Here is a 6,221-nt window from a genome sequence, read left to right on the forward strand (position 1 = left end):
AGGGCAGGGCCGTTTAAGGCAGAACCAAAACAGCCCTGAAGTCGTTGACATTCGTCAGTGTCGGGCCGGTTATGGCCTGGCCATCGATGGCACCGAAGAAACTGTGAGCGTCATTCTCGGCCAACGCCAATTCGGGATCGGCACCTCGTTGGCGGGCCATTTCTAGGGTGGCAGGGCCGGCATAGGCCCCTGCCACGTCCGCTGCACCATCAACGCCATCGGTATCGCAGGCAAGAACGTGAATGCCTGACTGGCCGTCCAGCACAAGAGCGGCGGCCAAGGTGCTCATTTCGCCCACTGTTGGCCCCGAGGCAATCTGTCCCGGATCGTCGCCCGGCACGTCCGAGATTAGCAACGTCAGTACCCGCGCCGGATGACAGGCCACCGCCAATTGACCGCCCTTTATCCGGCTGAGGTGTTTGCGCACAATGTTCATGTCACCAATCGGTGCTCCTGAGGTCAAAAGCGCCTGATTAACTGCCATCTTCTCGATGAGCGACACACCTTTTGAAGGCGCACAAAGCAACGCCGAACCACCACCGGAGATCAGAGCAAGAACCAGATCGTCGGGACTGAGACCGGAAACTAGGTCAAGCAATCTTCGAGTTGCGGCTTCTCCGCGCGCGTCTGGCACCGGATGGGCGGCTTCGACGATTTCGATACCCTTGCAGGGACGTGCATAGCCGTAGCGGGTGATGACAAGCCCTTCGCAAGCCCCGTAATGTGCTTCGACTGCCTCCGCCATGCGCGCTGGCTTTACCCCCTCCGATTATGATCAACCGCCCTTTGGGACGCGGAGGAAGGTGATCGGGGACGACCCGCATCGGGTCAGCGACCTCAACTGCAATGTGAAATAGACGCTGGAGAAGGGTGCGAGGATCGGATGTCAGACCGATCATGTGTGGGCCTCTGCGGATGCTTGAGCTGTCATTAGATTATTGTTCCGCCGGAGAATCTGGCGGTGTTGCCCGACCGGCGATCGTGCCAGACCAACCTCTGGAACACCGAATGGTCCAACCCCGAGATGGTGGTAGAAGGTCACAGCAGGAGGGCCCGCAGACTGCGGCCGGATTGCATTGCGCTCTTGGGTTTGCGCCAATGAACGTCTTGTTTCGTAAGACATGTGCACGGCCATGTCACTCTTGGGGGTGGCGGTCATAAATTAGCCCAGCCACGTCCGGTAATCGCTGACCAGCAGGTGTTTGGGATCAGTGTCTTCTTCGATATTGGCAAAGCGGCCAATGGGTTCGCGGAAGATGTTGTCGCTTTCATCATCATTGACGGTGGATACTTCACCCACCAACACATCGCCGCCTTCACCCCAGAAAGCGTGCCAGTCACCGGGTCGTAAGGTGACGCTTTCACCTGGGGCAAGTTGAAGCTTTTCACCGGGAGCGTAGGCGTGGCGTATGCCATCAAGCGAGACTGTGCCGCCTTCGTCTTTGGCGAATTTTCCTGTGTCATCAGAACCGAAAAGCTCGACCACCAGCGTCGCGCCGCCCCGGTTGATAATATCCTCGGCCTTAATGACATGCGTGTGCATCGGCGATAGTTGATCCTGCTTCGAAATCAGCAGCTTTTCAGCATAACACATGCCGCCGCCATTTTGCAGATCGCCCAGCAGCCCGTTGCGCAGGGTAAACAGGAACAGCCCCATTTCGTCGAACCGGCCCGCGCCATAGTCAGTGATGTCCCAACCACAGCGGGTCGCGATGATGTGGCCCGCCACATCGGCTTTGGCCTTGAACTCGTCGGGCGTCCAATAGGCAAAAGGTGGCAAGACAAAGCCGTATGAGCGGATCATGTCATCCGCAGAGGTGAGGATGTCGTTAATTCGGGAACGTTTCATGTCGGAACTTTCTCGCTGAGAAACTCAATCACCATGGCCGCGGTCCAGGTGAATTTTCCACCGCCGCAGGGCTCGGCAGTGATTGGATCGTAATACTCGGCAAATCCGCTTTCTTCAATCAACCGCACGGAATCATCGACGATCCGTCTAACAATTTCGCCTTCGTCCGACTGGGCCAGCCCGTCGGCGATCAAGTAGTTCACGATCAGCCCGATCGGCCCGCGCCAATAGCGCAAGCTGTCAAATTCTGGAGCTTTCGGATCGTGGCTGGGCACAAGGAACTTTGCATCGTCGTCCAGCTTACCAATCCGCTTCGCGATCGCCTTCGCACGGTGGCTCGGGACGTTTGCGAATGCTGCCAGAAGCCCGCCGATCGAGGGGCTGTCGATTTGCGCGTCGATGGTTCGATCAAGGCAAACGTACTGGCCCCAATCATCATTCCACAAAGTCTCCATAGCGCTGAGCCCGCGTTCGGCAAACGCGCGCGATTGTGCCGCAATCCCGGGCTCATTCAGTTGATCGGCCAGAACTGCGAGGTCGCTACAAGACCGGATCAGGATCGCGTTAAAGCCGGGATCGACCACTTGAAACGGCGAGGCGTTGTGTCGTTTGGTGTTGTCCCAACCTAGACTGCGAAAATGCTGAACCAGCCAGATGTAGCGCTCGTACTGCGCTTGGGTGGGCCGATGCTCCGGGTTTGCGTGTTGGGTGTCGCGCCGGGTGAACGGCATCACGCCGTCGGTCGGCACCCGTTCAAATGCGGCATCCCAATCAACCGAATTGTCGCGCCCGGATTCCCACGGCTGCAGCAAGGCGATCAACCCAGTGCCCTGCGGGTCGCGGCAACGGTGGAACCATTGATGCCACGCGTGAATCTTGGGCGGCAAAGCTTTTGCTTGCTCAGTCGCGAGGGTTTTGTCAGCTGCGCGTTCAAAGATCCGACGGACGGCAAAGCTTACGACGGGGGGGTACCGTGTCAGAAATCTCAGCCGAACTCGTGGTTCGCGAAACCACCGGTGCACCGTTGAATTCTCAGGATCAATGATCGGTGCAAACTATCCTCCGGCTACCAATTTCTGCCTCTGCTAGGACAAGGACTATGCTCTGGCAGCGAAAGACAGCGTGTTTCGATACTCGATTGTTGGAATAAGGCGCAGCGTAAGATCGAATTTGGGCCGTAAGTGGCTGTTTTTGTATTACAAACAAGAATGATCGGTTCTTGTTTTTCGACTTGAGATAAGTTGCCCAATTTGCTGGCTTTGACAAATCTCAAGGAGGTTCGGCGGAAAGACTGCATTAAGTTCGCGTTGAATTTTTTATCTTGGACAATTCCTGCAAATCCAAGCAGAGCTTAACCTCAAAGCAGGTGCTACGATCCTTGTTGCTTGGATATCCGCTGATGGTGCAATCGGAATTGTGTGGGGCTGAGCTTTGCCTCTTTCGCGAACGCTCGGGCGAAATTTGACGGATCTGAATATCCCAACTCAGATGCAATGTCTTCGACCGCCCGGCTGGAATTTAACAAAGCCTCCTTTGCATAATCTGTTTTGGCGCGGGATATTTCTTTTGAGATATTGGTTCCCATATTTGACAGCTGCCGCGCGAGCTGGCGCTTGCTCAGGTGTACCAGTCCTGCAGCATCCTCTGCCGACAAGCCACCATTTTCGATGTTCTGGTCCAGCAAATGGCGCAACCCGTCGAGAAAATTGCTTGCCTTGTCATTTGTCGGCGCAGGCGCATTGCTGACTTCGGGTCGTCTTGTCGAAAGCGCTGTCGAGAGCCACTCAGACGGGAACTGAATTCGCGGCCCCATATTGTTGCCGCGCAATGCTTGATAGCGGCCAAACTCAGGCGGAAGGACTGACGGATCCGACAGCACGAGAAAAACCCGATCCGGCTCCATTTGGTCGCCCAATGCTTGCTCAAGAATGCTGACTTTCAGGCCAATCATGAAGCCGTCATTCTGTGCCGGTAGGATCAAAGGTTCAAATCTGCGCTCCTCCCCGAACGAGGCGATATCTCCCCGAACGTCTAAAAAAGCTGTGACTGAAGACGCAACCGACGAGACTTGTGATACGTAAATGTTCAGAAAATCCCCCAGCGTTGTTGATTGCTCGAAAGCTTTGCGGATCATTGGCCAACCTGTGGGGTCAAGTTGAGAACCAATTCTAGCGCAGAAGGTCGGGTCGCCGGTTGCTTTTGCGCAGTTTTCCACAAATTGGTGTATGACCATAACATGCACCGACGCCCCCTTTTGTTCGACCGCACTGAGTGTCAATCCGACACTTTCCAATACAGCTTCCGGGTCAATGCCAACCGTTCTTAAACCCGTAAGGAGTGGTGCAAGAGTTTGAAGCTGAACCAACGGCAGTGATTTCGGCATGGCGTATCACCAATTAACAGAACACAAGTTAATTCAGACTTAAATCGTGCCATTCGCCAATCTCAATCGGTCATTTTTGACCAGTTTTCACCAAGCAGAAGTGACAAGTGACAGGCGCGATCTGTCCTTACCTGCAATAGTAGCCAGACCCCCCCCTGAAACGGGGCGGTATTTTTCGGGAGCGCATTTATGAAATTGGATAAAATCTTCTCAACCACGCTGGCATGTGGGTTCTTCGCTATTAGTGTTTTGCCTTTGGCGGCCGAAGTGGAAAAACCACGTCAGGTGTTGTTCACCAACGTTAACATCTTCAACGGTGTAGATGCAGAGTTGATGATGGGTGGTTCCGTTTTGGTCGAAGGCAATCTGTTCAAAACCGTTTCTGCAGAGGCGATTGCGGCCCCGGATGCCTATATTGTCGATGGAGAAGGGCGCACGTTGATGCCCGGCCTGATCGATATGCATTCGCATTTGTGCTTGCGTGATGGAATTCCATGGGCCCGCACTGATTACGACCAGATGCTTGCCGGTGCTTATACAGCCCACGTGTTGGTTGAGTATCTGGACCAGGGCTTCACCACAACACGAGACACAGGGTGTAACGTTTTGGGTGTCGCTAAGGGTGTGAACAAAGGCATCATCCCGGGACCGCGCATTTACCCCAGCGGTGGCGTTCTAAGCCAGACAGGTGGGCATGGCGACATTGGCTTTTTTAATGATAGACCGGGCGATGTGGACGATCTGGAAAGACACGGCTGGGGCTACATTGTGGATGGGGTGACCGAGGCTCGACGCGCTGCCCGGCACAACTTTCGCGGAGGGGCCACCCAGATAAAAGTCATGGCCGGTGGCGGCGTGGCGAGTGAATTCGATCCGTTACATATGACGCAGATGTCTGTCGAAGAGATGGAAGCCATTGTCGAAGTTGCAAAGGATTACGGCAGCTACGTTACGGTCCATGCTTATCACGACCGGTCTGTTAATCGTGCCATTGATGCAGGGGTCCGTACAATTGAGCACAATTTCCTCGTTTCGGAGGACACCATCATCCGGATGAAAGAAGAGGGGGTTGCTCTCTCGGTTCAAGCCGTGATGTCGCTGGAGGCATTTGGGGATCCAGAAAGCATCACCTTTTTTAGTGCGGATCAGAAAGCCAAGGCCACGCAAGTGAACACTGGCGCCCGGCAAATGATGGAATGGGCAGTTAAGCATGACCTGATCATGGTGACTGGTGGTGACATGTTTGGACCCGATGTTGTCCGTCAGGCGGAAAACATCATCTGGTTCAACGATGAAATCGCCAAGAACCCACTTTTGTCATTGAGAACGGCAACGAGCAACGCCGCCGAGGTTCTGACTTGGTCCGGGGGCATGAATCCCTACAAGGAAGGGACTTTGGGAACAATTGCCGAGGGCGGGTACGCTGATATCATCCTGATTAATGGCAATCCTCTTGAAGACATCCACGCCCTAAAGCGCGACAAGGTCGATTTCGTGATGAAGGATGGCCTTGTGCACAAGAACTGGCTGCCTGACGAAAACGCTCCGGCGTTCAAGCCGGCCGGTCCCGGGCGGGACGCTTATTTCGGCAACCTGTAATACCCTTGTGATCGCTTTCCTGCCCTTTGGCAGGCAATTCGCGAGGCGGTTTAACACCTCGATCGGCTCGCGAAACCAACCTTAGAAAGGAATGCCAGATGAAGCTTTTTGCCATATCCACCGGGACGGCCATGATCCTGTCTCTTGCCACTGCAAGTTTTGCGCAAGATGAAGCCGAGCAGACTCTCTTTACTAACGTCCATGTTTTTGACGGTGTAAGTGAACAACGTGTCGAGAATGCAAATGTCTTGGTCGAGGGCAACTTGATTAAGATGGTTTCGACCGAGGCTATCGATGCGGGGAATGCAACCGTCATTGACGGCGGTGGGCGCACTCTGACACCCGGGTTCATCGACAACCACGTGCACCTTCAGTTGCCGGGGCCGACAC

The 6,221-nt window shown here is 54.7% G+C and carries 4 protein-coding genes and 2 pseudogenes; 2 read left to right on the forward strand and 4 right to left on the reverse strand.

Annotation, left to right across the window (positions count from 1 at the left end):
- Window positions 1-13: 13 nt before the first annotated feature.
- The 4 genes and pseudogenes from ABJI08_RS10790 to ABJI08_RS10805 all read right to left on the reverse strand — a co-directional run bounded on the left by ABJI08_RS10790 (window position 14) and on the right by ABJI08_RS10805 (window position 4,232).
- Window positions 14-899, reverse strand: a pseudogene (locus tag ABJI08_RS10790) (DUF4147 domain-containing protein).
- Between the two features lie 263 nt (window positions 900-1,162).
- Window positions 1,163-1,849 (reverse strand): D-lyxose/D-mannose family sugar isomerase, encoded by a 687-nt coding sequence (locus ABJI08_RS10795; protein ID WP_348401836.1) that lies wholly within the window; start codon window positions 1,847-1,849, stop codon window positions 1,163-1,165.
- Window positions 1,846-2,871, reverse strand: a complete 1,026-nt coding sequence (locus tag ABJI08_RS10800) for a trehalase family glycosidase (protein ID WP_348401837.1) — start codon at window positions 2,869-2,871, stop codon at window positions 1,846-1,848. The genes ABJI08_RS10795 and ABJI08_RS10800 overlap by 4 nt, the downstream gene beginning before the upstream one ends.
- Before the next feature lie 347 nt (window positions 2,872-3,218).
- Window positions 3,219-4,232, reverse strand: coding sequence for a helix-turn-helix domain-containing protein (locus ABJI08_RS10805; protein ID WP_348401838.1), 1,014 nt, complete (start codon window positions 4,230-4,232; stop codon window positions 3,219-3,221).
- 189 nt (window positions 4,233-4,421) lie between these two features.
- Here ABJI08_RS10805 and ABJI08_RS10810 point away from each other — a divergent pair, with 189 nt between their 5' ends.
- Both ABJI08_RS10810 and ABJI08_RS10815 read left to right on the forward strand, forming a co-directional pair.
- On the forward strand, window positions 4,422-5,831 hold the full coding sequence (locus tag ABJI08_RS10810) for an amidohydrolase family protein (RefSeq protein WP_348401839.1): 1,410 nt from the start codon (window positions 4,422-4,424) through the stop codon (window positions 5,829-5,831).
- Window positions 5,832-5,929: 98 nt separating this feature from the next.
- Window positions 5,930-6,221: pseudogene (locus ABJI08_RS10815) on the forward strand (amidohydrolase family protein); the annotation flags it as partial.

This window comes from Shimia sp. (assembly GCF_039969785.1).
GTDB lineage: Bacteria > Pseudomonadota > Alphaproteobacteria > Rhodobacterales > Rhodobacteraceae > Shimia.